Below are 23930 nucleotides of genomic sequence, written 5' to 3'. Positions count from 1 at the left end.
TATCGAAATTGTCTACACCGTCAATTGCTTGATGGTGGTCTTGATCTGCGTCACGCGCGCGGCCAGGTCCGGCATGGCGGCCGTGATTTTCAGCTTGTCCTGGCCATGCAGCTTGATATGGCGGTTTTTCTGGATCAAATCGATGATGCGCATCGGGTCGATGGGCGGCTTTGCCATGAATTGCAGGGTGGCCGCTTCGCCATGCACGTCGATCTTGACGATGCCCACGGTTTTCGCCGCAATGCGCAGGCGGTGCGTCTCGACCAGGGCCTTGACGGGATCGGGCAGCTTGCCGAAGCGGTCGATCAGCTCTTCCTGGATATCGTCGATTTTCTCTTGCGTGGCGCAGTTGGCCAGGCGCTTGTAGATCGACAGGCGCTCGTGCACGTCGCCGCAGAAGTCCGCCGGCAGCAGGGCCGGCACGTGCAGGTTGATCTCCGTCGTCGAGGCCAGCGGCGCGGCCAGGTCCGGCTCCTTGCCGGCCTTTAGCGAGCGCACGGCTTCGTTGAGCATGTCCGAATACAGCTGGAAGCCGATTTCCGTCATCTCGCCCGACTGGCTCTCGCCCAGCACCTCGCCGGCGCCGCGGATTTCCAGGTCGTGCATGGCCAGGTAAAAGCCGCTACCCAGTTCTTCCATCTGCTGGATGGCGTCCAGGCGACGCTGCGCCAGTTTTGTGAGACCCTGCACGTCGTGCACCAGCAGGTAGGCGTAGGCCTGGTGATGCGAGCGTCCGACCCGGCCGCGCAACTGGTGCAACTGCGCCAGGCCGAACTTGTCGGCGCGGTGCATGATGATGGTGTTCGCCGTCGGCACGTCGATGCCGGTCTCGATGATTGTCGTGCACAGCAAGATGTTGAAACGCTGGGCGACGAAGTCGCGCATGACCTTTTCCAGGTCACGCTCGTGCATCTGGCCGTGCGCCACGGCGATGCGCGCCTCGGGCAGCAGTTCCGTCAGCATGGCCAGGCGGTTCTGGATGGTTTCCACCTCGTTGTGCAGGAAATAGATCTGGCCACCGCGTTTGAGCTCGCGCAAGCACGCTTCGCGGATGATGGCTTCGCCTTCGCTGCGCACGAATGTCTTGATGGCCAGGCGCTTTTGCGGCGCCGTGGCGATGATGGAAAAGTCGCGCAAGCCTTCCAGCGCCATGCCCAGGGTGCGCGGGATCGGCGTGGCCGTCAGGGTCAGCACGTCCACTTCCGCGCGCAGCGCCTTCAACGCTTCCTTCTGGCGCACGCCGAAGCGGTGTTCTTCGTCGATGATGACCAGGCCAAGGCGTGTGAATTTCACGTCGTCCGACAGCAGTTTATGCGTGCCGATGACGATGTCGATCGTGCCGTCTGCCATGCCCTTGAACGCTTGCGTGATCTCCTTGCCAGTGCGGAAACGCGACAGTTCCGCGATACGCACGGGCCAGTCGGCGAAGCGGTCGGCGAAGGTTTGCGCATGCTGCTCGGCCAGCAGGGTGGTGGGCGCCAGGATGGCCACCTGCTTGCCGCCCATGACGGCGATGAAGGCGGCGCGCAAGGCCACTTCGGTCTTGCCGAAGCCGACGTCGCCGCATACCAGGCGGTCCATCGGTTTGCCGGAAGTCATGTCCTTGATGACGTTATGGATGGCCTCGGCCTGGTCCGGCGTCTCGTCGAAGCCGAAGCTGTCGGCGAAGCGCTGGTAGTCGTGCGCGGAGAATTCGAAGGAGTGGCCCTGGCGCAGCGCGCGGCGCGCGTACAGGTTGAGCAGCTCGGCGGCCGTGTCGCGCACCTGTTCGGCCGCACGTTTTTTCGCTTTTTCCCACTGGCCCGAACCGAGCGAATGCAGCGGCGCGTCTTCCGGCGAAGCGCCCGAATAGCGGGAAATGACGTGCAGTTGCGACACTGGCACGTACAGCTTGGTGTCCTTCGCGTATTCGAGGTGCAAAAATTCCGTCTCGCCTTCGCCCAGGTCCATGCTGGTCAGGCCCATGTAGCGCCCGATGCCGTGGTTGATGTGCACGACGGGGTCGCCGATTTTCAGCTCCGACAGGTCGCGCACCATCGATTCGACCTGCGTCACGCCTTCCTGTTTTTTCGTGCCAACCCGGCGGCCTGAACCGGCATACAGTTCGGTTTCCGTGATGAAGGCGAGATTGCCGTCCGGCGTAAACAGCTCGAAGCCCGCGTGCAGCGGCGCCACGCCCAGCATCAGCTTGGCGCTTGACTGCAAGAAGCCGTCGCTGCCTTCCACCGGCGTCAGCTGCAGATCGTATTCACTGAAATACTGCTGCAGGGTTTCGCGGCGGCCGTTCGATTCGGCGCAGATCATCACGCGGCGGCCTGATTGCAGCAGGTAGCTGCGCAGGTTGGCCAGCGGGTCGTCGGCGCGGCGGTTGACGGCGATGTTCGGCACGGGGGCCGACAGTTCGGAGGCCAGCGCATCGTTTGACTTCGTGATGGCCAGGCGCGGGTAGGGTTTGGCCAGGCCGAAGAACTGCTCGTCGGACAGGAACAGCGACTCGGGCGGCAGGATCGGCCGCTCGCGGTCCGCCTTCAAGAAGCGGTAGCGCGACTGGGTATCGGTCCAGAAGCGCCCAATGGCCGCGTCTATCTCGCCCACCAGGGCCAGCGAGGCGTCGGGCGGCAGGTAGTCGAACAGGGTGGCAGTTTGCTCGAAGAACAGCGGCAGATAGTATTCGATGCCGGCCGAGGCGATGCCGCTGCTGATGTCCTTGTAGACGACCGAGCGCGATGGGTCGCCCTCGAACTGCTCGCGCCAGCGGTTGCGGAAAGTGGTGCGCGCCGCTTCGTCCATGGGGAATTCGCGGCCCGGCAGCAGTCGCACTTCATGTACGGGATACAGCGAGCGCTGGGTGTCGGCGTCAAACGTGCGGATGGTCTCGATGGTGTCGCCGAACAGGTCCAGCCGGTAGGGCAGTGCGGAACCCATGGGGAACAGGTCGAGCAGGCCGCCGCGCACCGAGTATTCGCCCGGTGACATCACTTGCGACACGTGGCTGTAGCCGGCCAGGGTCAGTTGCGACTTCAGGCGCGCCTCGTCGAGCTTTTCGCCCTTCTTGAAGAAGAAGGTATAGGCAGCCAAAAAGGAGGGCGGGGCCAGGCGCACCAGCGCCGTGGTGGCCGGCACGATCAGTACGTCGCACTGGCGCGTCTGGATTTCGTGCAGGGTGGCCAGGCGTTCCGAGACCAGGTCCTGGTGCGGCGAAAAGGCATCGTAGGGCAGGGTTTCCCAATCCGGCAGCAGATGGCAGCGCAGTTCCGTGCCGCCAAACCACGGGATTTCATCGAGCAGGCGCTGGCCGTCGCTGGCCTGCGCCACCACCACGGCCAGCATCTGGCCCCGCGCTTTCAAGGCCAAAGCGGCCAGCGCCAGGGCATAGGCGTCGGATGAACCATACAGGGCGGGCAGCGCATAGCGGTTGCCGGGCTTGGGGAGGGCTTTTTTTAAGTCTAAGGACATGCAGGCGATGACACTAGTGGCAGAGGCAGTTGAGTGGGACAGCTGTGGTGCGCGCAGCGCCGCCAGTGACGGCGCCGACAGGCGAGATTATAGACCATCGCCCGCGCGAATATTTGCTATGCCGAAAGGAACATGCACCATCGGGATGGTGCCGCCCGCCGATTTCAGGTGGCTCAGCTGGTCATCGAAGAAGATATGCGGCTTGAACACGGCCAGCACGCGCGATTTGTCCATGCCACCGAGGAAAAACGTTTCGTCGGCCGCCACGCCCCAGCTTTTCAGGGTCGTCACGACTCGTTCATGCGAGGGCGCGTTGCGCGCCGTGATGATGGCGATGCGCAGGATCTTCTTGTAGCCAGGGTCGCGCCGCTGGGCCTTTTCTTCCAGTCGCTGCATGGTGGCCAGCTTCTGGAACAGGTCGGCCAGCGGGCCGGGGCGGTGCGGCGTGCCCACGTTCAGGGTTTCATGGGCGTGGAATTCATCGACGTCATTGTTGCGCTTGAACACGGTTTCCGCTTCGTCGTCGGCGATCACGCCATCGAAGTCGAAGGCCACGCGCAGTTCCTCGTCGTTTTCGTCGTCTTCCGTGCGCGACGGCAGCACCAGGCCCGCCGGATAGTTGCAGGCCAGCGCGCTGCGCACGTCGTCTTCATTCGCGCTGAGGAAGAGCGAAGCATTGAACGCGGGCAAGTAGGGGTAGGGCGACTTGCCCGTCATGAAGGCGGCGCGCGAAATATCCAGGCCGTAATGGGCGATTGAGTGCATCACGCGCAAGCCCGTTTCCGGCGAATTGCGCGAAAACAGCACCACTTCCACGGGCGACTGGCGCGGATAGTGCTTGTTGATGTTCAGGAAACGGCGAATGAAGGGGAAGGCCACGCCACGCGGCAGCACCGTGTCGATATGTGTTTCCTGGTACTTGCGGTATTCCTCGGGGCCGTTGTCGAGGTAGACCTGGTGCGATTCTGCCAGGTCGAACAGGGCGCTGGAAGCGACCCCGATCACCAGTTTGTGTTCGATAGGATAAGCCATGGTCTGCCTGTGATTTGCGTGCTGAGCATCTTATACGACTATCAACTGCGTAGCCAATAGTGGCGCAGAGGGACTTTTTGCACCAAAATGGGGCGAGAATTCAATTTTTCTGGCCGCTGTGCAATATGTGCCACAGTAAAGAAATAAATATTGTTTTGTATCAAGTATGTATCAGCGAGCCCGTCCATTTTCCACTATGCTTGCATTTATGAATTCTCGCCAATTGTAACGAAGCGTACGCCCCATCCCCGCCGCCTTTATACAAGTGTCAGCTGTTTTACTCGAACATGCCAGCCCCAACTTCGCCAGCATTCGTCGTGACTTTATAAGGGACCTAGCCATGTTTAAGAATTTACTGATCAAATGGAAGTTGGCGACGCTCGTCGCCGTGATGATGGCAGCCTTGCTGGTGGTGGGCGTGTGCGGTTACACGGGCATCGCCACCGTCGGCAGCGCCGTCAATGAGATCGGCGTGGTGCGCCTGCCGTCGATCCAGGGCTTGATGATGATGAGCGAAGGCCAGACGGCCGTCGCCGCCGCCACCCTGACGGCCGCCATCTATGAAAACAATTACCAGGCACAAGACAAGTTCACGGAAGCGCTGCAGTTGCGCACCAAGGCCTGGAGCAATATCGATGCGGGCCGCAAGCTGTACGAGCCGCTGCCGCAAACGCCCGAGGAAGCCGTGCTGTGGAAGCGTTTCCTGGAAGAATGGGCCGCCTGGAAAGGCGATGATGACAAGGTGCGCGCCATCTTGCGCCAGTTGGCCGACAATCGCGATGAGGAGCAGCAAAAGACCCTGTTCGTGGCGTTCTACAAGCAGTACCTGGGTTCGCGCGCGCTGTTCGGCAAGGCCGAAGGCACGCTCAACGAAATCATCAAGCTCAATAATGGCGTGGCCGACGCCAGCGTCAAGGATGGCAGCGCTGCCGTCGTGCGCTCGGAAAGCCTGATGGTCATCCTCGGCTTGCTGGCCTCCGCGCTGGGCATCGTCTGCGCCGCCTACATCACGCGTACCATCACGCAGCCGCTCAATGCGGCCGTGAAACTGGCGCAAACGGTGGCCTCGGGCGACTTGACGAGCCAGATCGAGGTGCACACGACGGAAGAAACGGGTCAGCTGCTGCAGGCGCTGAAAGACATGAATTCCAGCCTGGTCAACATCGTCGGCCAGGTGCGCAGCGGCACGGAAACGATTGCCACGGCGTCGTCGGAAATTGCCAGCGGCAACTTGGACCTGTCCTCGCGCACGGAAGAGCAGGCCAGTTCGCTGGAAGAGACGGCATCGTCGATGGAAGAGCTGACGTCGACCGTGCGGCAAAATGCCGACAATGCCCAGCAAGCCAACCAGCTGGCGCTGAGCGCCTCGGGCGTGGCAGTGAAGGGCGGCGCCGTGGTGGGCAAGGTGGTCGAGACCATGGACGCCATCAACGACTCGTCACGCAAGATCGTTGAGATCATTTCCGTCATCGATGGCATCGCCTTCCAGACGAATATCCTGGCCCTGAATGCGGCCGTGGAAGCGGCGCGCGCGGGCGAGCAGGGACGCGGTTTCGCCGTGGTGGCGACGGAAGTGCGCAACCTGGCGCAACGCTCGGCGGCGGCAGCCAAGGAAATCAAGACCCTGATCGGCGACTCCGTGGTGGCGGTCGACGCGGGTAGCAAGCTGGTGGCAGAGGCGGGCAGCACGATGGCCGAAATCGTCTCCAGCGTGCAGCGCGTGACGGACATCATGGCGGAAATCAGCCTGGCGACGCAGGAGCAAAGCTCGGGCATCGACCAGATCAACCAGGCCATCGGCCAGATGGACCAGGTGACGCAGCAAAATGCCGCCCTGGTGGAAGAGGCAGCCGCCGCAGCCGCATCCTTGCAGGAGCAATCGGGCGAGCTGGCCGGGGTGGTCAGCGTCTTCAAGCTCGATGGCGTACTGGCGCCTGTCGCGCCGCGCGCCGTGATGGCCAGCGCGGCGCCGAAGCGCCAGGTGCCGGGTCCAGTATCGCGTCCTGCATCACGGCCCAACCCGGGCCGCCCGGCCTTGCGCGCCGTGCCGTCCCAGCGCCAGAGCGCGCCGCGCGACGACGAGTGGGAAGTGTTCTGACGCATTGACGGCGCCAGCATGCGCTAACGGACGGCCGCCTTGTGCGGCCGTTTCGTTTCCTAAGGTGCGGCCGGCGGCGCCTGTTCGTAGGCGCCCAGCCGGCGCTGTTCCTCCGGCGTGAAACTGGCGTCGCGCAGCTGCTGCAGGGCCGCCGCATCCTGTGCGCTGCCGGGCAGGCTGTTTTTTTGCGCCTTGGCTGCTTGATACGCGATGATGCGCTGCTGCCAATGTGATTCTTCGCGATCCAGTTCCGCCAGGCGCGCTGCCGCCGCCGGCGTGAACGTGCTGGCGCGCAGGCGGTAGACTTCATTTTCGCCGCCGCCCTGGGCCCGCAAGGCCTTGACGGAGGCGTCCAGCTGGGTGACCTGCAGTGGCGCATCGCGCGCGGCGCGCTGGGCCGGCGACAATTGTTGATCCAGCGCGGCCAGTCTTGCCTGGCGCTGCGCTTCATCGAGCGTGGCGTCGCCGAGGATGGCCATGCGCGCCACGGCATCGTCGTCATACGCATCGCTGTCGCCGAACAGGCCCGCGCTTTCCTCCAGCGTAAAGTAATCGCCACGCAGCGCGCGCATCGCTTGCAGGCGCGTGCGCGCCGCCAGCGTGGGATCGGCTTGCGCCGGCAAGGCTTGTTCCGCACCTGCCAGCGCCTGCTTGTAGGCCAGATAGGCTCCCAGCAGGCGCTTGGCTTCGCGGGCGGGGACGGGGGCCAGGCGCCGGTCAAGTTCCGCCTCGATCTGGCTGCGGATGGCGGCCAGCGGTTTTTCACCGAGGCCCGCCAGGTAGTAGTCGAACAGGTGGCCCAGCTCCGCGTCGACCACCAGCTTGTCGCCGGCGGCGACCGTGACGTTGCCGTCGGGCCGCGTGCCTTGCATCGAGCGCACGAACGCGAACAGGTCCGGTTCCGCCTTTTCCGGCGGCGGTGCGGGCGGCTCCCCCGGCCGCAACGCCAGGTATAAGGCCAGGGCTGCCAGGCTACCGCCGATGATCCATTTCGCGTGCATGCGCTTCTCCTTACAGCCCCAGGCCTTGCAGGCGGTTGGCTTGCTGGCGGTAGACGGTGACGGGGTTCGTTTCGAACAGGTTGACGATGCCGACGAACTGGTTGACTTCATCGAGATGGTTCATGGCGTAGTCGTCGCGGATCACCTTGCCCAGGTGGCTGGAGCAGCTGCTCACCAGGCCATCGTTCTTGACGCCGCCGAAGGCCAGGCTGATGGCCGCCAGGGCCGGGTCGCCCACGTCGAGCACATTCGTGTATGGCTGCGCGCCGCTCCACGAAAAGTAGTACACGCCTTGCACCTGGTAGGTGCCTTCGCCGCAAGCGGTGGTCGGGATGCCTTGCGGGTGGCGGCTGTTGAAGGCCAGCGAGCCGGCCGTGGACAGTGACGCCAGCGAGGCGCCCGAGTTTTGCGGCAAGCCCTTGTTGCCCGACAAAATGCCGATCAGGGAGGCGAGCGCATTGCCCAGCGCGCCGCTGGTGTTGGGAATGGCGCCACTGAGGATGTCGGCCACCTTGGAACCCTTGTTGACGCCAGCCACGCTGGTGACGGACGCCACCAGGTCGGGGCGCACGGAAGCGACATAGCGGGCCGTGGGGCCGCCGTGGCTGTGGCCGATCAAGTTGACCTTGGTCGCTCCGGTGGCGGCGAGGATTTGCCGCACCTGCGACAGCAGCTGCTCGCCGCGCACTTCCGTGCTGTTGGCGGCCGACACGGTGGTCACATACACTTGCGCGCCGCCGCTGCGCAGGGCGGCGGGAACGCCATAAAAATAGTCGACGGGCCCCAGCTTGTCGAAGCCGAACAGGCCGTGCACGAGCACGATCGGGTATTTGGTTTGCGTGTAGCCGGCGGCGCTGGCGCTGCCGGGCAGGATGGCGAAGGTGAGGAGCAGGGTGGATAGCAATTGCCAAAAGCGAGTCTTCATTTTGTCTCCGTTATTTGAATAGTATGGAAATGTCGATGCTGTAGCGATGTGCCGTGCGTTCCTTCACATTCTATTAATGCATTAAAAATAGCGAGCGCTCGGTTTCTGAAATGTAGCACCGCTAGATTTAAATTGCAGTGAATTGCATGATGCAGCGCAATAACTGTGGGAATTTTGCCTTGCTTATGCGTCTATTGCATATTTGAAAAGTCACAATTGTTTTCCTGAGCTATAATCGGCCCGGCATCAGCCGTCCCGCCGTCTTGCAATGCCGTGTCCAGGCATTGCATGGATATCGCTTCTACTCCGTTATTTGGGAATGCACTTGTCGACCCATTTTAATTTTGAACAGTTTCAGCAGATGACGCCTTTAAATGGCGAAAACATCTGGGAATACATTCTTGACCGCCACGCGGAGCGCATCGGCGTGAAACGCCGCAAGCCGGCGCTGGAAAATCTCGAACGCATCTTTGTCGCCACCTTCCGCCTGGCCAATGACGTGGGCTTCCGCGCCATGAGCTTGCGCGACCTGTGCCGCGAGACCGGGCTGTCGATGGGCGGCCTGTATGGCTACATCACCAGCAAGGATCAACTGGCTGAAATGATCGAGGACGTAGTGCGCCACGCCACGCAAGCCTTGCCGCTGCTGTTTGCTGACGTGAAGTCGCCACTGGACCGCCTGGAGGCGATGATACGCTCGTCGATCTACCTGTCCGAAGTGCTGCAGCCGTGGTTTTATTTCGTCTTTATGGATTCGCGCGTGCTGCAGGTGGAGCAGCGCAGCATGGCGAAGAATTCGGAACTGTATGTGCAGACCCTGATCGCCGCCACCATCGCTGAAATCGAGCCGAAGCCGCAGGGCGATCCCACCTTGCTGGCCGCCCACTGCCTGGCCCTGTTCCAGGATTGGTACGTGAAACGCTGGAAGTACCGCGCCGCGAAGGTCAATGTCGACGATTTCGCCGACAGCGTCATTAATACGGTGCGTGGCTATCTGAGCGTGACCGGACGGAGCTAAAGCCGACGCATGAAAAAATGGCCGGGAACGATCCCGGCCATTTTTTTAGTTTGTCTCCACCGGCGGCGTCTCCGCCATTGCCGCCGGGTCCGTCGGCGTTTCCACGTCCATATCCAGAGTTTTGACGCCATTCATGTCGATGAATTCATCGTACTGCCATTCGCCATCGACCTGGCTCAGGCCCGCCGGCACGGCGCGCTCCACTTGCGGGCGCGTGGACAGGGCCGTGTGCATGTAGTCGATCCAGATCGGCATGGCCAGGGTCGAGCCGAATTCGCGTCCGCCCAAGGACTTGGGATCGTCATAGCCCATCCACGCCACGGCCACGATGCCGCCGCCATAGCCGGCGAACCAGCCATCGACGGCGTCGCTGGTGGTGCCCGTCTTGCCGGCGATGTCGCTGCGTCCCAGTTTTTTCGCCGCCGCCGCGCCCGTGCCGGTGCGCGCCACTTCGCGCAGCATGCTATCCATGACGAAGGCGTTGCGCGGGTCCAGCGCAAGTGTCTTGTCGTCGTTCGGCGCGGGCGGCTTGGTTTGCATCAGCACCGTGCCCCTGGCATCGACGATACGGTCGATCAGGTACGGTTCCACCTGGTGGCCGCCGTTGGCGAACAGGGCGTAGGCGCCCGCCATCTGCACGGGCGTGACGGAACCCGTGCCCAGTGCCATGGTCAGGTTGTTGGGCTGGCGCTTTGGATCGAAGCCGAATTTTTCCAGGAAGTCGTGCGTATACGACACGCCCAGTGCGCGCAGTATGCGTACCGAGGCCACGTTTTTCGATTGCGCCAGCGCATAGCGCATGGTGATGGGGCCATCGAACTTGAAGTCATCATTCTGCGGCGCCCACACCTTGCCGCCCGCCTGCAATTCCAGGGGGGCGTCGTTGATCAGGGTGGCCGGCGAAAAGCCCTTTTCCAGCGCCGCCGAGTACACGAAGGGCTTCATGGCCGAACCGGGCTGGCGCCAGGCTTGCGTGACGTGGTTGAACTTTTGCAGGTTGTAGTCGAAACCGCCCACCATGGCGTGGTAGGCGCCCGTTTCCGCGTCCAGCGAGACAAAGGCAGCGGCCACCAGCGGCACTTGCGTGATACCCCAGTTGCCCTTGCCATCCTTGGCTATACGGATCACGGCACCCGGGCGCAGCTTGATGCCCGCGCTCGCCTTGGATGACAGGGCAGGGGCGGCAAAGCGCAAGCCCTCGCCCATGATGGCCTTGGCGTCGCCATCGCCCGTGTCGGCCAGTACCTTGCCACTGGAAACGTCGGTGACGACGGCGGCGATCAGGCCGTCGCTGTCCGGGCGTTTTTGCAGCGCCGCGTCGATGGCGTCGTCGCGCTGCTCCGGGTCGGCCGGCATGTCGATGAAGGTTTCCGGGCCCCGGTAGCCGTGGCGCTGGTCGTAGGCGATGACGTTGCGGCGCGTCGAGGCGTAGGCCGCATCCTGGTCCGCCTTGAGAATGGTCGTGTAGACGCTGATGCCCTTGGTATAGCTGTCTTCCTTGAACTGCGCAAACACGGCCTGGCGCGCCAGTTCGGCCACGTATTCGGCGTGCGTCTCAAAACCCTGCTTGCCGCGCGTATTCAAATGCAGCGGTTGCGCCAGCGCCTGCTGGTACTGGCCTTCGCTGATGTAATCGAGTTCGCGCATGCGTTTCAGTACCAACTGCTGGCGCGCGTGCGCCTTTTTCGGGTTGCTGATCGGGTTGTGGCGGGAGGGGTTTTGCGGCAAACCGGCCAGCATGGCCATTTCCGCGATCGACAGTTCGGACAAGGGCTTGCCGAAATACGTCTGCGCCGCGCTGCCGAAGCCAAACGAGCGCTGGCCCAGGTACATCTGGTTCATATACAGCTCGAGAATCTGCTCTTTTGACAGGGCCGCTTCGATTTTGAGGGCCAGCATGATCTCGTTGAGCTTGCGCGAGGCGACTTTTTCGCGTGTCAGGAAAAAGTTGCGCGCCACCTGCATGGTGATGGTGGAGCCGCCGCCGTGGCCGAAGCCGTGGCGCAGGTTCGACAGCACGGCGCCGCCGGCGCGCACGAAGTCGATGCCGTGGTGTTCGTAGAAGCGGCTGTCCTCGATGGCCAGCAAGGCTTTTTTCATCATTTCCGGCACTTGCGCAATCGGCACGAAGTCGCGGTGCTCTTCGCCAAATTCGCCGATCAGCACATTGTCGGCCGTGTACACGCGCAGCGGTATCTTCGGCTGGTAGTCGGTGATGACGTCCAGTTCGGGCAGGCGCGGGCGCACGTACAGGAACAGGTAGGCGGCCAGCAGCGCGGCGGCCGCCAGCGCGGCGCAGCCGGCGAGGAGGATGCCGCGCACGGTGGCACGGCGGGAAGGCCAGGGAAATCCGGTTCGTTTGGCAGTCAAGGCAGTCTCACATGAGCGTGCAAGGCACGGTGGCAGCGATTATAGACCAATGCGGCGGCGGCTCCGGCGCGGCCGGGGCGCCGGGCGCGGGTGCAAAAAACCTTTTCATCGAAACGAGGCTGTGCGATAGTCTCGGCTTCAAGAAAATAGCCCGGGCGTCAATCCGGGCTGTTTATTTTATACAATTAAGGATTTATTTATGGCAAATGATGCAATGCCGAGCGCCGTGAAGCCGTATATTCCGGCCGATGCGAAGCTGCCCGAGATGACCTTCCGCGCGCTGTTCATGGGCGTCATCCTGGGGATGGTCTTTGGCGCCTCCTCGCTCTACCTGGTGCTGAAAGTGGGCCTGACCGTCAGCGCGTCTATCCCTGTCGCCGTGATCGCCATCACCCTGTTCGGCCTGGCCAAGAAGGTGGGCGGCAAGGATTCGTCGATCCTGGAAAACAGCATCACGCAAACGGCCGGTTCGGCCGGCGAATCGTTGGCCTTCGGCCTGGGCGTGACCATGCCCGCCATCCTGATTCTCGGCTTCGACCTGGAAATCTCGCGCGTCATGCTGGTCGGTATCCTCGGTGGCTTGCTGGGTATCCTGATGATGATCCCCATGCGCCGCACCATGATCGTCGACCAGCACAAGGAGCTCAAATTCCCCGAAGGCACGGCTTGCGCCGAAGTGCTGAAGGCGGCCGCCACGGAAGAATCGCGCATCGCCGCAGGCGAAAGCATCGAGAAGGATTCGGCTGCCGCGCTGGACGCCAAGCGCCGCGCCAAGATCATCTTCGGCGGCTTCGCCGTCGGCTTGCTGTATAAAGTCTTCAATATCTCGTTCAAGGGCTGGAAAGACACGCCGGGCGTGGAGTTCGCCGCGCCGCTGAAAGGCGGCTCCATCGGCGCCGAGATTTCCCCTGAATTGCTGGGCGTGGGCTACATCATCGGCCCGCGCATCGCCGCCACCATGGCGGCCGGCGGCGTGCTGTCCTACCTGCTCCTGATCCCGATGATCAAGTTCTTCGGCGACAGCCTGACCACCGTGCTCTCGCCGGGCACCAAGTTGATCAGCGAAATGGGCGCCGACGACGTGCGCAGCGCCTACGTGCTGTACATCGGCGCAGGCGCCGTGGCCGCCGGCGGCCTGATTTCACTGGTGCGCGCCATGCCCATGATCTGGCGCAGCCTGTCGGCTGGTCTGAAGGGCATCGGCAAGGGCGTCAAGAGCAATTCCACCTTGCGCACCGAGCAGGATATCCCGCTGAAATGGGTCATCATCGGCTGCCTGTCCATCATCGCCGTGATCACCTTCGCCACGCCGCTGCACATGAATTTCCTTGGTGCGCTGCTGATCCTCGTCTTCGGCTTCCTGTTCGCTACCGTGTCGTCGCGCCTGACGGGCGAAATCGGCTCCTCGTCGAACCCCATCTCCGGCATGGCCGTGGCCACCTTGCTGTTTACCTGCCTGATATTCCTGATCATGGGCTGGACGGGCGGGCGTTATTATGTGACGGCCCTGTCAGTGGGCGCCATCGTGTGCATCGCCGCCAGCAATGCCGGCACCACGTCGCAAGACCTGAAAACCGGCTACCTGGTGGGCGCCACGCCGCGCCTGCAGCAGTACGCGATTCTGGCGGGCGCGCTGTCGTCGGCCCTGATCCTGGGACCGATTTTGCTGAAACTGAATGAAGCGAGCACTGTCTACGTGCCAGCCGCGCAAGTGGCGCCTGGCCTGACGGTGGATGCATCGAAACTGACGGTGACGGGCGAACTGCATGGCCCGCAAGCCGACACGGACCACAATACGTATAAAGTCTGGCAAAAGACCGATACGGTGGGCGGCCCGGCCGGCAAATATTTTGTCAAGGACGATGGCCAACTGGCGTATCTGGTCGACCCGGGCATCAATGGCCATTACAGCAAGCGTCCCGATGGTTCGGAAGTGAAAAAATACGATGCGCCGAAGGCCGTGCTGATGTCCTACATCATCAAGGGCATCCTCGACCAGCAACTGCCGTGGACTCTGGTGCTGTTCGGCGTGATGATCGCCGTGGTGCTGGAAATGGCCGGCATCCCGTCGCTGGCGTTTTCGGTCGGCGTGTACCTGCCGCTGTCGTCGACCTTGCCGATCTTCGTTGGCGGCCTGGTGCGCTGGCTGGCGGACCGCCGCAACAACAAGCTGGAACACAACGCCACATTGAACGACGAAGAGCGCCAGCTGGCGGGCGACCGCAGTTCGGGCGTGCTGCTGGCGTCTGGCTACATCGCCGGCGGCGCGCTGGCCGGCATCATCATCGCGATTACGGCCGGCGTGCTGACGCATTTCGACCAGATGATGGCCGACTGGGCCGAGCACGGCAACCCGTTCTACGCGGGCCTGCACTCGGACGCGCTGTCCCTGCTGCCGTATGCGGTCATCACCGTGCTGCTGTATCTCGTCGCACGAGAGAAAAAGGCGGAGCGCCCGCAGGCTTGATGCTTTAGCCTATCCAATGAAAACCGCCCGGATTGCACCGGGCGGTTTTTTTATGCCCACCCGATGGGCCGTGCCGCCAGCTGCGTCGCGCTGGCAAAGATCGTCACGTATTCGACCGCCATCTGGCGCAGGTGCCCGAAAACGCTTGCGCCGGAATGGCCCACGCCACAGGCGTCTCGTAGGCCTCGTCACCGGTGCCGTCGGCGTCCTGGCTGTCGCGCCGCCAGCCGCTGCGGCCATTGACTTGCCGCAAGGACGCGTCCTTGCGTCGCCAGTATCAGAATTGACGCATAATGGCCATCTCACCATCGTCGACGAGGCCCGCCATGAACAGCGTCACGCTTGCATATGCAGTCGTCACCAATCCCGACTCTTTTGTCGGCTTCAAGTATTATGTCAAGGCGGGGCAGGCATTCGATGCCGATGATTTCGCCTATTCCTACAAGCTGAACCGGTCCGACCTGGACCCGGACAGCGTGCTGGCCACCCGCGAGGCGGCCGAGAACTTGCAGCCGGGCGAGTGGCTGACGGTGTCGCACTCGGTGGCGGCATAGCGATCATGCCGCATGTTTCTTTAACGTTAACGGCCCGCCAGGGTTAGCTGCGAGTGAATCTTTCAAAATTTCCTGATATCGCTATTGTTCCAACCTTGGCACAACATGCCGAAGCCCTCGCTGACTTGGTGGCGCACAACCGTGAGCACCTGCATGCTTACCTTCCGGCCGTGTTGCCACTGGCGTGCGTCGGCGATGCCCTGGGCTATCTGGAAGCGGCTGCCGGGCGCGCCGCAAGCGCTGACGTGCTGGAATGGCACGTCTTTTCCGGCACGGCTTTATGCGGCAGCATCCGCCTGAAAGACATCGACGCAACAGACCGCAAGGCCAGAATCGGCTATTACCTCGGACGCCAGTTTCTGGGCAGGGGCATTGCCAGTGCGGCGGTGCGCGCCGTCCTGGCGCATGCTTTTGGCGCACTGCAATTGCACCGTGTGGAATTGCAGTGCGCGGCGGGGAATCACGCCAGCATGGCGGTGGCCGAACGGCTGGGATTTACACATGAGGGCGTGTTGCGGCAAGGAGAGCTGTTGCATGGCGTGTTTGTCGATCTGCATGTCTACGCTTTGCTGCAGCCGGATTTTGTGCCGGATGGTGCCACCTTGCCAATTTGATGGCTTAGCCTGGCATAAACCAGGCCCGCAGTTCTTCCTCGGCCCGCTGCGCCGAGTCTGCTGTCAAGGTCAGCACGATGACCTTTTCCCGCGCCGGGCGGTGTCCATCGCCGTCGGCCAGTTCGATGGCTTGCTCGAAGCTCGTGTAGCAGGGGCCGAACTCCAGCGGGCATTGCTGCACGATGCGCGCCGCCTTACTAGCGTTCCGGTCGGCCAGGTTGACGATGGGATTACCATCATAAAACGGCTGGCCATTGGCAAACGCGGTGCGCAGATACGGCGCGCACTGCCCATCGAGGAAGGCCAGGCGTGCATGCCAGTAAGCTTGCAGCGCCCCATACGTAGTCTGATCCTCAAGAAAATCGCTAAACAGGAAGTCGTTCATCATGCTTTCCCGGGCTAGATGCCGAACACTTTCAATATGGCGTCGGTGAACCCCTCGAACCAGCTGCCCACCTTGCCCGGCTGCTTGCCGTGGCGCGGGGTTTCTTCGTACAGATAGACGCCGTTGTCGCCGTCGAAGCGGTCATTGAGCAGCGCCTGCTGGCCGCGCAGGTAGGGGATGAAGGTTTCGCTGCGCATCGTCGAGTACAGCACGTCTGTGCTGAAACCCAGGGTGGCGGACTGGCTGATGGAGCGGCCCTGGCCGGCGCGCTCCAGGCGCACGCCGCGGCAGCCGCGCACGATCAGGGTGACGGGGCCGCGAAACACGATGAAGCGCAGTTGCAGGGTGAGCCAGGCGTGCAGGCTGCCCAGGCGCCAGTGGCTGGCCATCGCCAGCGGCTGGCCAGAGTCGCAGATCAATCCGACGAGGCCGCGCGGCTGGAACACCAGCGCGCTGCCGGCAGGCAGGTGGACGATGGCGATTTCCAGCAGCGGGTCGTCGCTGGCGGAGATCGTCACGGATGCCGGTACGTCGCTGTGCAGCCGCGTCAGCGCCACCATGCCGGCGGCAAGGCTGGTGAACGGGAAGCGCCAGTCCAGCAACCATTGCGTGCGCTTGCGCGTGCTGACGGGCGACGATTGCAGGTAGGCGGGGTGGATCAACATCTGTTGGCCCGGCTGTAGCAACAATGCCTGCGAGACGGCGGAAATGCGGGACTGGCCAGCGGGGGGCAGGGGGAGAGTCGTGGCTGTCACGTTCGGCGCGTGCCCGATGGATAATGGTTTCAGGCGCGAAGCAAGGGGCGCCAGCACGAAGTAAAAGAAGGCCTTGATGGCGACGGGCAGCGCGATGGCCGACAGCACCAGCAGGGCGGCCGTGGGCGCCACGTCCAGCACGGGGGCGCGCCAGCGGGCGATCCAGTTGCGCGCCAGCTGCCCTTCGCTCGTGGCGATGGCCGCCTGCACGGGCGCCAGCGCGCCGGCCAGTGCCGCCTTGTCGATGGCGAATGGGGCCGGGCGTGCCGTATTGTTGGTGCGGGCGCGCTGCGCTGCCCAGGCTTTGTAGGCTTGCAGGTTGATGTCGCGCAGGCGCTGGCCTTGCGCTTCAAGCTGCGACAGCTGCGCGTAAGCCACGCTGCCGGGCAGGCGCGCTGCCAGCGGGTGCTGTGCTTCCAGTTGCCGGCGCTGGCGCAGGTTTTCCTGCAGTGCGGCATACGCGCGCACATGCTCCGCGTGCAGGCGCGCCAAGGTTTGCCGCGCATCTTCGCCGCTCAGGGCCGCATGCAGGGCGGTCAGATAGCGTGCTTCCTGCGCCAGCACTTCGATTTCCACGCGGCGCGCGGCTTCCTCCTGCGCGTGCAAGGCCAGGGTGGCCGCGTCGGGCAGGGGGAGGGTAAATAGCGATGGCTGCTGCTGCGCGCGCAACTGCAGCAATTGCGCCTGCACTTGCTCCAGGCGGGCCGCGATGGCCGTTTGCGAAGCGTGTTGCAGGGCCTTGACCCTGCCCGTGGCGGCTTCGGCCAGGCCGGTGCCGTGGCTGCCGGCGCTACCGGAAGCCAGTCTCAGTGCGGCGACGGCCTCGCTGGCGGCGTTGTAGGCATGCCATTCGGCCAGCAGCAGGCGTCCGGCCAGCAAGATGACGATGAACAGCGCGAACTGCAGCGCGTGGCGCAGCAGGAAGCGCAGCACGGTCGTCAGCAGCTGGCGCAAGGAGATGCGTCCTTAGCTGGCCGCGCTATCGGCGTCGGCACAGCATTTCTTGTACTTTTTGCCGCTGCCGCAGTGGCATGGATCGTTGCGGCCCGTCTTCGGCACTTCGCGCAATACCGTGGCGCCAGGCTGGCTTTGCACTTGGCTTTTCAGGTGGCGCTGGCGCGCCCAGGCGGCATTGATGGCGATGACGGAAGGAATCACGCCATCCATGGCCGCTTCGGCGGCATCGTCGTCGAGCTCACTGGCGACGGCCAGGTGCTGGAACGGCGCCAGGTATTGCGGATGGCTGACGGCCAGGGCCGCCCACTGGGGCTTGTCCAGGGTGGTGCCCAGGATAAATCCGGCGCACCAGGCCGGCACGCTCCATTCGGGACCGCATACGTAGATGGGCTCGAAGCTGTCCGGGTCCTTCGCCAGCCATTCGACCATGTAGGCGTGGTGGCGCTGCGCCAGGGCAGCTGCACGTTCTTTGTCCACGTCCTGTGCTGGCGCGGCGCTGCCCGCCGCCTTGTCCCAGACCCAGGGCAACCATTGCTCAACGGTAATTTGCTTCGGGCTCAGGGCGACGGCCGTGAGGAAGCCTTCCAGCATCGACACGTCCATGGCCGCGCCGGCCAGGGCGGGCGCGGCCAGCAGGGTGTCAAGTTCGGCGTATTCGTCGTCGGAGAGGGGTGTGCTGGTGGAGGTGCTGGACATGGTGTTCTTCAGTAATGTGGGTGGATGGCCGGTGGCCCTGCCGGTATTGTACCGCCCGACCAGGGGAGAATGGCTGCAGAAATGAAAAACGGCGACCCGCAGGCCGCCGTTCTGATCTACAGCAAGACGCTTACTTCACGCCGTGCATCAGTTTGTTGATCAGCGGTGCGATCAGGAACAGTACGACACCGGCACCCAGCAGTGACCAGAAGCCGAAGGTGTAGCCGGACAGGGCCGACTCTACCGACATGCCGCTTTCGCCGCTGACGTAACTGGCGAAGATGCCCGACAGGTTGTTGCCGATACCGGTCGACAGGAACCAGCCGCCCATGCCCAGACCGACCAGGCGCACCGGCGCCAGCTTGGTGACCATCGACAGGCCGATAGGCGACAGGCACAATTCGCCGATCGATTGCAGCACGTACACGGTAGTCAGGGTCCAGAACGGGATCTTGTTGTCGGCGCCAACCAGGCTCGACAGAGCGAAGATCAGCAGGCCGAAGGCCAAGGCATTGCCCAGCAAGCCCAGGCCGAATTTGCGCGGGATCGATGGATTGACGTTGCGGCGCGCCAGGAAGACCCAGACGGCGGCAATGATAGGCGCGAAGACGATGATGGCCACCGAATTGACGGTCTGGAAGTAGGCAGTCGGGAAGATGGCGAAGCCCAGGTCGCGGTTGACGATCTTGTCAGCCAGGAAGGTAAACGAGCTGCCCGCCTGTTCGAAGAACATCCAGAACAGGATGTTGAAGACGAAGATCAGCAGCATGGCGATGACACGGTCGCGCGCCACCTTGCCATTGCGAATGCCTTCGATCATCAGCATCACGGCCAGGCCGATGAACAGCACGGTCAGGACGATTTGCAGCTTTTCAGCGCCGACGGTCAGCAGGAAGTACATCAGCGGGATCACGCATACCGAGCCGACGGCCACCCAGACGACGCGCATCGGGTTGCCGGAACCGGCTTCCGGTGCGCCGATGCCCTTCAGCGCACGACGACCGATGAAGAACCATACGAGGCTGATCAGCATGCCGAAACCGGAAGCCATGAAGACCATCTTGTACGAAGGCATGGCGCTGGTGCCGAAGATCGACTCGGCCAGCCATTGCGTGAAGACAGGGGCGACCATGGCGCCCATGTTGATGCCCATGTAGAAGATCGTGAAACCGCTGTCGCGGCGCGGATCGGCTGTGGTGTACAGCTTGCCGACCATGGTCGAGATGTTCGGCTTGAACATGCCGTTGCCGACGATCATGGTGGCCAGGCCCAGGTTGAAGATGTCCTGGTTCGGCACCGAGATGCAGAACAGGCCGGTAGCCATGAAAATGGCGCCCAGCAGGATGGAGCGCTGGTAACCGATGACGCGGTCGGCGATGTAGCCGCCGAACAGGGCGCCGGCGTACACCAGCGCGAGGAAGGAACCGTAGGTCAGGTTGGCCGCAGCCTGTCCCGAACCGTCGCCGCCGTGGAATTGGGCAACGATGTACAGTACCAGGGCCCAGCGAACTCCGTAGAACGCGAAGCGTTCCCAGAATTCAGTCATGAACAACATCCACAATGGGCTTGGATGGCCCATAATCTGCTTGAACTCGGGAATAACGGCTTCCTTGTTGGGCGTAGTCGCACCGCTCATGCGGTTCCTCCTGAAAAATTATTATAGTCAATCGATACAACAAACTTATGGAAGCCTGCGGGCGGCGGGGACTCTCATGAAGAACCTCACGCACGGGAATTCCAATAGGCTGGCATTCTAATCTACAAATTGCGCTGAGCGAAGGTTTCGATTCGCATTAGCAAGAATGACTGTTTCATATTAGTCAAACCGGTTTGCAGGCAAGAATGGCCGGGGCGATTTTGCGGCGGCACAGCACAACTGGCCCGACTTGTCGTATATTAAGGCTGCAAGACCTTCGAGCATCGATTTTTAAAGGGATTTTTCGCATTATGGAACACGACGTTATCGATACTCTGGTTTCACCGGAAGGCCGCCTGGACGTGCTCTCCAAGACTGAAGTCAACAAACTGCTCGACACCAGCCAGGGCGGCCTGTACAACACCTTCCGCCGCTGCGCGCTGGCGGTCTTGAATTGCGGCAGTACCATCGACGATGGCCGCGCCCTGCTGGAGCGCTACCAGTCGTTTGAAATCTCCATCATCCAGCGCGAGCGCGGCATCAAGCTCGACATCAAGGGCGCGCCAGCCATTGCCTTTGTCGATGGCAAGATGATCAAGGGCATACACGAGCACCTGTTCGCCGTGCTGCGCGACATCATTTTCGTCAGCGACGAAGTGACGGGCAACCCGAAATTTGACTTGCAGAGCACGGAAGGCGTGACGGACGCCGTCTTCCACATCCTGCGCAACGCCAACGTGCTGCAAACGCAGCTCAACCCGAACCTGGTCGTGTGCTGGGGCGGCCACTCGATCAACCGCGCCGAATACAATTATTCGAAGGAAGTGGGCTACCAGCTGGGCTTGCGCGGCCTCGACATCTGCACCGGTTGCGGCCCGGGCGCCATGAAGGGCCCCATGAAGGGCGCCACCATCGGCCACGCCAAGCAGCGTTTGCACAATGGCCGCTACCTGGGCATCACCGAGCCGGGCATCATCGCGGCCGAGTCGCCCAACCCCATCGTCAATGACCTGGTCATCATGCCGGACATCGAAAAACGCCTGGAAGCGTTCGTGCGCGCCGGCCACGGCATCGTCGTGTTTCCCGGCGGCGCGGGCACGGCCGAAGAGATTTTGTACATCCTCGGCATCTTGCTGCACCCGGACAATGCCGAGATTCCCTTCCCATTGATCTTCACAGGGCCGGAAACCTCGCGCGAGTATTTCGTGCAGATCAACCAGTTCATCAGCGATACCCTGGGCCCGGAAGCGCAGCAGCGCTATAAGATCATCATCGACGATCCGGAGCTGGTGGCGCGCGAAATGCTGGAGGGAATCAAGCAGGTGCGCGAATTCCGCAAGGCGCACAGCGATGCCTATTATTTCAATTGGCTGCTGAAGATCGACCACGAGTTCCAGAAGCCGTTCCACCCCACGCATGAAAACATGCGCAACCTGAGCTTGCACAAGAACCAGCCCACGCACTTGCTGGCGGCCCAGCTGCGCCGCGCGTTCTCCGGCGTGGTGGCGGGCAACGTCAAGGATGACGGCATCCGCTCGATCGAAAAGCATGGCAATTTCGAGATCCATGGCGACAAATCCATCGCCGGCCCCATGGACGCGCTGCTGGCGTCCTTCGTGGCGCAGCACCGCATGAAGCTGGCGGGTACGGCGTATGTGCCTTGCTATACCGTGATTCAGTAAACAGTCTTTCATCCACGCGCCGCCCGCTCCCGGTATTTGCCGGGGCAGGGCGGCGTTTTTTCATCAACGCCGCTCCAGCGTGTGCCTTCGCCGCCACAAGCGTGCAAATCGCTTGCGTCATCGATACTGCGGTGCTATCTTTGGAACCGGTTCCAAATGGTTCGTTTGGATGTCAACAGGCAGCAGGGAGTGACCTTGGATTCAGTACGCGGCAGCAAAAAAACAGTTTCCGGCGCGCCGGCACGGCCCGTGACCATCGCCCAGGTGGCGCGCGAGGCGGGCGTGTCGAAGACCAGTGTGTCGCGCTTTCTCGGCGGCGAACTCGATGCCCTGTCCGAGAGTATCCGCCACCAGATCGATCGCACCATTGCGCGCCTGGGCTACCAGCCGAACCAGATGGCGCGCGGCCTCAAGCGCGGACGCACGCGTTTGATCGGCATGGTCGTGGCAGACATGCTCAATCCCTACACGGTGGCCGTGTTGCGCGGCGTGGAGGCGGCTTGCCAGCAGCATGGCTATACCTTGATCTTGTGTAATACCGGCAATGACGAACAGCGCGAGCGGCAGTCGCTGGCCGCGCTGCGCTCCTACAGCGTGGAAGGCTTGATCGTCATCACGCAGGGGCGCAACATCCAATCGTCCGACTTGCTGCAGGCGGACATGCCCATCGTGCTGGTCGACCGCCGCATCGAGGGGTGCGATTTCGACCTCGTCGGCCTGGACAATGTGCAGGCGGGCCGGCTGGCCACCGCGCATCTGATCGAGCAGGGTTTCGACGCCATCGCCTTCGTCTCGCCGCCCTTGACCGGCGTCAGTTCGCGGCTCATGCGCGCCGACGGTTTTCAGGCCGTTTTGGCCGAGCATCCCGGCTGCATGGGCGCAGTGCTGGAGGTGGACCTGGACGACCAGCCCTCCATCGACGCGCAGGTGCGGCAATGCTTGGCGCAATGGCGCGGCCGCCGCGTGGCGCTGCTGGCCTCGAATGGCATGGTCGCGCTGGAACTGGCGCTGATGCTGCAGCGCCTTGCCTTGCGCATGCCGCAAGATGTGGGCTTGCTGGGCTTTGACGAATTGCCATGGTCGCCATTGGCGGGCCTGAGCACGATAGAGCAGCAGACTTACGAGATCGGTTTTTCGGCGATGACGTGCATGCTGTCGCGCCTGCAGGGCGACCAGTGCCCGCCGCGCGAGGTGCTGTTGCCAGGTAAGTTGATTGTGCGCAATTCCACGCAGCGCGGCGATTGACGGAGAAGAGGGCCTTGCCCTTTTTTTTGGGAAAGTAATGGAACCGGTTTCATAAACAGCGTTCACAGTGGAAAGGAGCGTGGATCGACAGGCAGGGCAATGGTTGGCATGACGTGCAGAGACGAATTGAATCGTCCATTTGACAATATTCCCGGAAGTGCCTCGACGAGGCCGGTACCGGGATCACAGGAGACGGAAGCATGAAGATGACTACACTGTTTTACGCGAAGATCGTGGCCTGCGCGCTCGCAGCGACGTGCGCCCTGGGCGCAGCGGCCGACGCCGGTGCCCAGACGCTTGGCGACTTGATCAAAAAAGGCAAGCTGACCATCGGCGTGGTCAGCGGCACGCCGCCGTTTGGCAGCATCGACGCCAAGGGCGCGCCTGTCGGCTATGACGTCGATGTCGCCAACCTGATCGGCAAATACATGAACCTGCCCGTGGAAGTGGTGCCCCTGACGGCGCCGTCGCGCGTGCCGTCGCTGGAGTCGGGCAAGGTCGACTTCCTCGTGGCGACCCTGGCGCCCACGCCGGAACGGGCCAAGACCTTGATGTTCAGCATGCCTTACAGCGCATTCGAACTGGCGATCGTCGCGCCCGTCGGCGGCAAATTCAAGGCACTGGCCGACCTGAAGGGCAAGAAGGTGGGCGTGACGCGCGGCACCACGAATGACACGGCGCTGAGCCGCATGGCGCCGGCCGGCACCACCATCGTGCGTTTCGAGGATGACGCCACCGTCACCCAGGCCTTGCTCAGCAAGCAGGTCGACGCCGTCTCGATCCCCAGCACGATGGCGCTCGACATCATCAAGACGCGCGGCGCCGGGAAGATCGAGGTCAGGTTCACGTATTCCGTGCAACCGAATTCGATGGCGGTGCGCCGCGGCGACTTCGAACTGCACCAGTGGCTCAACAACTTCATCTACTACGTCAAGCTGAACGGCGAACTCGACGCCATCGCGCGCAAGTGGAGCGGCGCGCCGCTGCCGCCATTGCCGACCTTCTGATACCGCAAGCCGCATAGGCAGAGTGCCCGTCC

Annotated in this window: 18 protein-coding genes; 8 read left to right on the top strand and 10 right to left on the bottom strand. The window is 62.7% G+C overall.

The annotated features are described in order from the left end of the window. Nucleotides 1-12: 12 nt before the first annotated feature. On the bottom strand, nucleotides 13-3456 hold the full coding sequence (gene mfd, locus K0F85_RS10640; protein WP_219115998.1) for a transcription-repair coupling factor: 3444 nt from the start codon (nucleotides 3454-3456) through the stop codon (nucleotides 13-15). An 87-nt stretch (nucleotides 3457-3543) separates the two neighbouring features. Next, the gene (locus K0F85_RS10635; protein WP_219115997.1) at nucleotides 3544-4488 is read right to left on the bottom strand and encodes a 5'-nucleotidase; all 945 of its coding nucleotides are present in this window, start codon (nucleotides 4486-4488) and stop codon (nucleotides 3544-3546) included. Between the two features lie 340 nt (nucleotides 4489-4828). Here K0F85_RS10635 and K0F85_RS10630 point away from each other — a divergent pair, with 340 nt between their 5' ends. After that, on the top strand, nucleotides 4829-6586 hold the full coding sequence (locus K0F85_RS10630) for a methyl-accepting chemotaxis protein (RefSeq protein WP_219115996.1): 1758 nt from the start codon (nucleotides 4829-4831) through the stop codon (nucleotides 6584-6586). A gap of 59 nt (nucleotides 6587-6645) precedes the next feature. Here K0F85_RS10630 and K0F85_RS10625 read toward each other — a convergent pair whose 3' ends face one another. Beyond that, nucleotides 6646-7587 carry a lipase secretion chaperone gene (locus K0F85_RS10625; RefSeq protein WP_219115995.1) on the bottom strand — a complete coding sequence of 314 codons (942 nt, stop codon included), beginning with the start codon at nucleotides 7585-7587 and terminating at the stop codon, nucleotides 6646-6648. Between the two features lie 10 nt (nucleotides 7588-7597). Beyond that, the gene (locus K0F85_RS10620; RefSeq protein WP_219115994.1) at nucleotides 7598-8512 is read right to left on the bottom strand and encodes a triacylglycerol lipase; all 915 of its coding nucleotides are present in this window, start codon (nucleotides 8510-8512) and stop codon (nucleotides 7598-7600) included. A gap of 361 nt (nucleotides 8513-8873) precedes the next feature. Here K0F85_RS10620 and K0F85_RS10615 point away from each other — a divergent pair, with 361 nt between their 5' ends. Next, nucleotides 8874-9530 carry a TetR/AcrR family transcriptional regulator gene (locus tag K0F85_RS10615; protein WP_257572674.1) on the top strand — a complete coding sequence of 219 codons (657 nt, stop codon included), beginning with the start codon at nucleotides 8874-8876 and terminating at the stop codon, nucleotides 9528-9530. 45 nt (nucleotides 9531-9575) lie between these two features. On the opposite strand, the gene K0F85_RS10610 is transcribed toward K0F85_RS10615, so the two are convergent. Beyond that, a complete protein-coding gene (locus tag K0F85_RS10610; protein ID WP_257572673.1) occupies nucleotides 9576-11900 on the bottom strand; it encodes a penicillin-binding protein 1A in 2325 nt (774 codons plus the stop codon). Between the two features lie 199 nt (nucleotides 11901-12099). On the opposite strand from K0F85_RS10610, the gene K0F85_RS10605 reads away from it, so the two are divergent. Next, the gene (locus K0F85_RS10605; protein ID WP_257572672.1) at nucleotides 12100-14367 is read left to right on the top strand and encodes an OPT family oligopeptide transporter; all 2268 of its coding nucleotides are present in this window, start codon (nucleotides 12100-12102) and stop codon (nucleotides 14365-14367) included. Between the two features lie 103 nt (nucleotides 14368-14470). Here the strand turns inward: K0F85_RS10605 and K0F85_RS10600 are convergent, their stop codons facing one another. After that, nucleotides 14471-14620: a hypothetical protein gene (locus tag K0F85_RS10600; protein WP_219115992.1), complete on the bottom strand. Its 150-nt coding sequence runs from the start codon at nucleotides 14618-14620 to the stop codon at nucleotides 14471-14473. A 73-nt stretch (nucleotides 14621-14693) separates the two neighbouring features. Between K0F85_RS10600 and K0F85_RS10595 the strand changes: the two genes are divergently transcribed. Further along, entirely contained in the window at nucleotides 14694-14921 is a 228-nt protein-coding gene (locus K0F85_RS10595) for a hypothetical protein (RefSeq protein WP_219115991.1), read from the top strand. 95 nt (nucleotides 14922-15016) lie between these two features. Beyond that, a complete protein-coding gene (locus K0F85_RS10590) occupies nucleotides 15017-15535 on the top strand; it encodes a GNAT family N-acetyltransferase (RefSeq protein ID WP_219115990.1) in 519 nt (172 codons plus the stop codon). Nucleotides 15536-15539: 4 nt separating this feature from the next. Here the strand turns inward: K0F85_RS10590 and K0F85_RS10585 are convergent, their stop codons facing one another. The 4 genes from K0F85_RS10585 to K0F85_RS10570 form a co-directional block, all read right to left on the bottom strand. After that, nucleotides 15540-15923, bottom strand: coding sequence for a hypothetical protein (locus K0F85_RS10585; protein ID WP_219115989.1), 384 nt, complete (start codon nucleotides 15921-15923; stop codon nucleotides 15540-15542). A gap of 11 nt (nucleotides 15924-15934) precedes the next feature. Next, entirely contained in the window at nucleotides 15935-17629 is a 1695-nt protein-coding gene (locus K0F85_RS10580; RefSeq protein ID WP_219115988.1) for a hypothetical protein, read from the bottom strand. Nucleotides 17630-17641: 12 nt separating this feature from the next. Beyond that, nucleotides 17642-18328, bottom strand: a complete 687-nt coding sequence (locus K0F85_RS10575; protein WP_219115987.1) for a UPF0149 family protein — start codon at nucleotides 18326-18328, stop codon at nucleotides 17642-17644. 130 nt (nucleotides 18329-18458) lie between these two features. Beyond that, a complete protein-coding gene (locus tag K0F85_RS10570) occupies nucleotides 18459-19964 on the bottom strand; it encodes a peptide MFS transporter (protein ID WP_219115986.1) in 1506 nt (501 codons plus the stop codon). Between the two features lie 311 nt (nucleotides 19965-20275). Here K0F85_RS10570 and ppnN point away from each other — a divergent pair, with 311 nt between their 5' ends. From ppnN to K0F85_RS10555, 3 genes are all read left to right on the top strand, one after another. Further along, nucleotides 20276-21646: a nucleotide 5'-monophosphate nucleosidase PpnN gene (gene ppnN / locus K0F85_RS10565; RefSeq protein WP_219115985.1), complete on the top strand. Its 1371-nt coding sequence runs from the start codon at nucleotides 20276-20278 to the stop codon at nucleotides 21644-21646. A 195-nt stretch (nucleotides 21647-21841) separates the two neighbouring features. Next, nucleotides 21842-22891: a LacI family DNA-binding transcriptional regulator gene (locus K0F85_RS10560; RefSeq protein WP_257572671.1), complete on the top strand. Its 1050-nt coding sequence runs from the start codon at nucleotides 21842-21844 to the stop codon at nucleotides 22889-22891. 200 nt (nucleotides 22892-23091) lie between these two features. Next, nucleotides 23092-23898 (top strand): transporter substrate-binding domain-containing protein, encoded by an 807-nt coding sequence (locus K0F85_RS10555; RefSeq protein ID WP_219115983.1) that lies wholly within the window; start codon nucleotides 23092-23094, stop codon nucleotides 23896-23898. Nucleotides 23899-23930 lie beyond the last annotated feature (32 nt).

The organism is Janthinobacterium sp. UMAB-56 (assembly GCF_900095265.1).
Lineage (GTDB): Bacteria > Pseudomonadota > Gammaproteobacteria > Burkholderiales > Burkholderiaceae_D > Janthinobacterium.
This window is presented reverse-complemented; position numbering and strand designations above follow the sequence as displayed.

Coding starts and splice junctions, on each gene's coding strand:
- K0F85_RS10615 (WP_257572674.1), top strand. CDS start 8,874: ATGACGCCTTTAAATGGCGAAAACATCTGGGAATACATTCTTGACCGC.
- K0F85_RS10595 (WP_219115991.1), top strand. CDS start 14,694: ATGAACAGCGTCACGCTTGCATATGCAGTCGTCACCAATCCCGACTCT.
- ppnN (WP_219115985.1), top strand. CDS start 20,276: ATGGAACACGACGTTATCGATACTCTGGTTTCACCGGAAGGCCGCCTG.
- K0F85_RS10620 (WP_219115994.1), bottom strand. CDS start 8,512: ATGAAGACTCGCTTTTGGCAATTGCTATCCACCCTGCTCCTCACCTTC.
- K0F85_RS10635 (WP_219115997.1), bottom strand. CDS start 4,488: ATGGCTTATCCTATCGAACACAAACTGGTGATCGGGGTCGCTTCCAGC.
- K0F85_RS10555 (WP_219115983.1), top strand. CDS start 23,092: ATGAAGATGACTACACTGTTTTACGCGAAGATCGTGGCCTGCGCGCTC.
- K0F85_RS10625 (WP_219115995.1), bottom strand. CDS start 7,587: ATGCACGCGAAATGGATCATCGGCGGTAGCCTGGCAGCCCTGGCCTTA.
- K0F85_RS10575 (WP_219115987.1), bottom strand. CDS start 18,328: ATGTCCAGCACCTCCACCAGCACACCCCTCTCCGACGACGAATACGCC.
- K0F85_RS10605 (WP_257572672.1), top strand. CDS start 12,100: ATGGCAAATGATGCAATGCCGAGCGCCGTGAAGCCGTATATTCCGGCC.
- K0F85_RS10630 (WP_219115996.1), top strand. CDS start 4,829: ATGTTTAAGAATTTACTGATCAAATGGAAGTTGGCGACGCTCGTCGCC.
- mfd (WP_219115998.1), bottom strand. CDS start 3,456: ATGTCCTTAGACTTAAAAAAAGCCCTCCCCAAGCCCGGCAACCGCTAT.
- K0F85_RS10585 (WP_219115989.1), bottom strand. CDS start 15,923: ATGATGAACGACTTCCTGTTTAGCGATTTTCTTGAGGATCAGACTACG.
- K0F85_RS10570 (WP_219115986.1), bottom strand. CDS start 19,964: ATGAGCGGTGCGACTACGCCCAACAAGGAAGCCGTTATTCCCGAGTTC.